This is a genomic window from Pseudanabaena sp. 'Roaring Creek', assembly GCF_001402795.1.
In the GTDB taxonomy this organism is placed as follows: domain Bacteria; phylum Cyanobacteriota; class Cyanobacteriia; order Pseudanabaenales; family Pseudanabaenaceae; genus Pseudanabaena.
In genome coordinates this window covers 1-2,193 of the sequence record NZ_LIRE01000039.1, presented here as the reverse complement: position 1 = coordinate 2,193, position 2,193 = coordinate 1, and the positions used below count along the sequence as shown (strand labels likewise).

Sequence of the window (2,193 nt, the reverse complement as noted above, 5' to 3'; positions counted from 1 at the left end):
TATAGCAGTAGCCAGTTATGTTAGGACAAAAACAAAACCCAGAAGAGTGCTGCGGTGCAAAGCACCGCAACACTCTTCTGGGTTTATAGCTATATCTTGTGCCTTTTAACGGAAGCAATGCGATCAGGAAGATTGACAGGTTTATGCTGTAGCTAGCAACTGCTATATAATCACTTTGTTAAGCATGGTTTACAAAGTGATAAGCCAATGCACCCTAATAACGAAATTTTATGGCTAAGTATATCTTTGTGACTGGCGGAGTTGTCTCTAGTATTGGGAAGGGAATCGTGGCCGCAAGTTTGGGACGATTACTTAAATCAAGGGATTATTCAATCGCGATTTTGAAACTCGACCCCTATATTAACGTTGATCCAGGTACGATGAGTCCGTTTCAGCATGGGGAAGTTTTTGTCACCGAAGATGGCGCGGAAACCGATCTCGATCTGGGACATTACGAGCGATTTACCGATACCTCAATGTCAAAACTGAGTAATGTCACCACTGGCGCAATTTATCAAGGCGTGATCAATAAAGAACGTCGTGGTGATTATCAGGGCGGAACCGTACAGGTGATCCCTCATATCACCAACGAGATTAAAGAACGCATTCATCGGGTTGCGAAAAATGGCAATCCCGATCTCGTTATTGTCGAAATTGGTGGCACGGTTGGTGATATTGAGTCCTTACCCTTTATCGAGGCTATTCGCCAGTTTCGGAAAGATGTGGGGCGACAAAACGTGGTGTATATGCATGTTACGCTCATGCCTTGGATTGCCTCCGCAGGTGAAATGAAGACCAAGCCCACCCAACATTCGGTTAAGGAATTGCAATCCGTGGGGATTCAACCCGATATCTTGGTCTGTCGTAGCGATCGCCCCTTACCACAAAATATCAAGGACAAAATTTCCGAATTTTGTAATGTCTTGCCTGAGTGTGTGATGACAGGACAGGATGTTAAGAGCATCTACGAAGTGCCCTTAGCAATGGAACGGGAAGGCTTGGCAGAGCAGGTATTGCGTTTGCTAGGGATGCAACAGCGCCAGCCCGATCTCCGCAGTTGGCAAACCCTTGTGGAGCGTCTTTACCGTTCCGAGCATCATGTCGAAGTGGCGATCGTTGGCAAATACGTTCGGTTAACCGATGCCTACTTATCGGTGATCGAAGCCCTCAAGCATGGGGCGATCGCCGTTAATAGTAATGTTAATATCCGATGGATTAACTCTGAAGATATCGAAGCCTATGGTGCTGATAAATTCCTCAAGGATGTCCATGCGATCGTCGTTCCTGGAGGGTTTGGTCATCGGGGAGTCGATGGTAAAGTCGCGGCAGTACAATATGCACGCGATCGCCAGATTCCATTTTTAGGGCTATGTCTGGGAATGCAATGCGCGGTCATTGATTGGGCGAGAAATGTAGGAAAACTAAGCGATGCCAATAGTGCCGAATTCGCTCCAGAATCTCAGAATCCCGTCATTCACCTTCTCCCAGAACAGCAAGATGTGGTAAATCTTGGTGGTACGATGCGCTTAGGTTTGTATGCCTGTCGTCTTGTGCCGAATACGCTCGTACATCAGCTTTATAACGAATCGGTCATCTACGAACGCCATCGCCATCGCTATGAATTCAACAATGCTTACCGATCGCTGTTTATCGAGTCGGGCTATGTAATCAGCGGGACTTCTCCCGATGGCAGATTAGTTGAAGCGATCGAACTTCCGAGCCATCCTTACTTCATTGCCTCTCAGTTCCATCCTGAGTTCCAATCGCGTCCCAGCCGTCCCCACCCATTGTTCCAAGGTTTAATTAAAGCCGCACTCGATCTACAAAAACAACGCCTTGGCAATGCCTCTGAATTAGAGAATGCGCCAGTCATCAACCAAATTAACGAGCCACAAGAGTTCGCTTCGATAGTTTCTGCTTAGGACTCATTTTAAAAATCGCAAAGCCATTTTCAAAATGACAAATTGGTAATACAGCCGTCACCAAATGTATTACAGCGCTTTGCGCTCAACCCCAAACCAAGGAAATTCCTGAAAGCGTTGCTTCGCAACACTTTCAGGAATTTCCTTTTGGTTCGTTTAATCGATAATTGCTGTAGTGGATTAGGACATAAAACCCAGTAAGAGATAGCTAGGATCTAAAACCCAAAATAGTGTTGCCGCGCTCCGCGCGGCAACACTATTTTGGGTTTTA

At 46.2% G+C, this 2,193-nt stretch carries 1 pseudogene; it reads left to right on the top strand.

What is annotated here, in order from left to right:
• Nucleotides 1-230: 230 nt before the first annotated feature.
• Nucleotides 231-1,820 (top strand): annotated as a pseudogene (locus AC805_RS01210) (CTP synthase); the annotation flags it as partial.
• Between the last annotated feature and the right edge of the window lie 373 nt (nucleotides 1,821-2,193).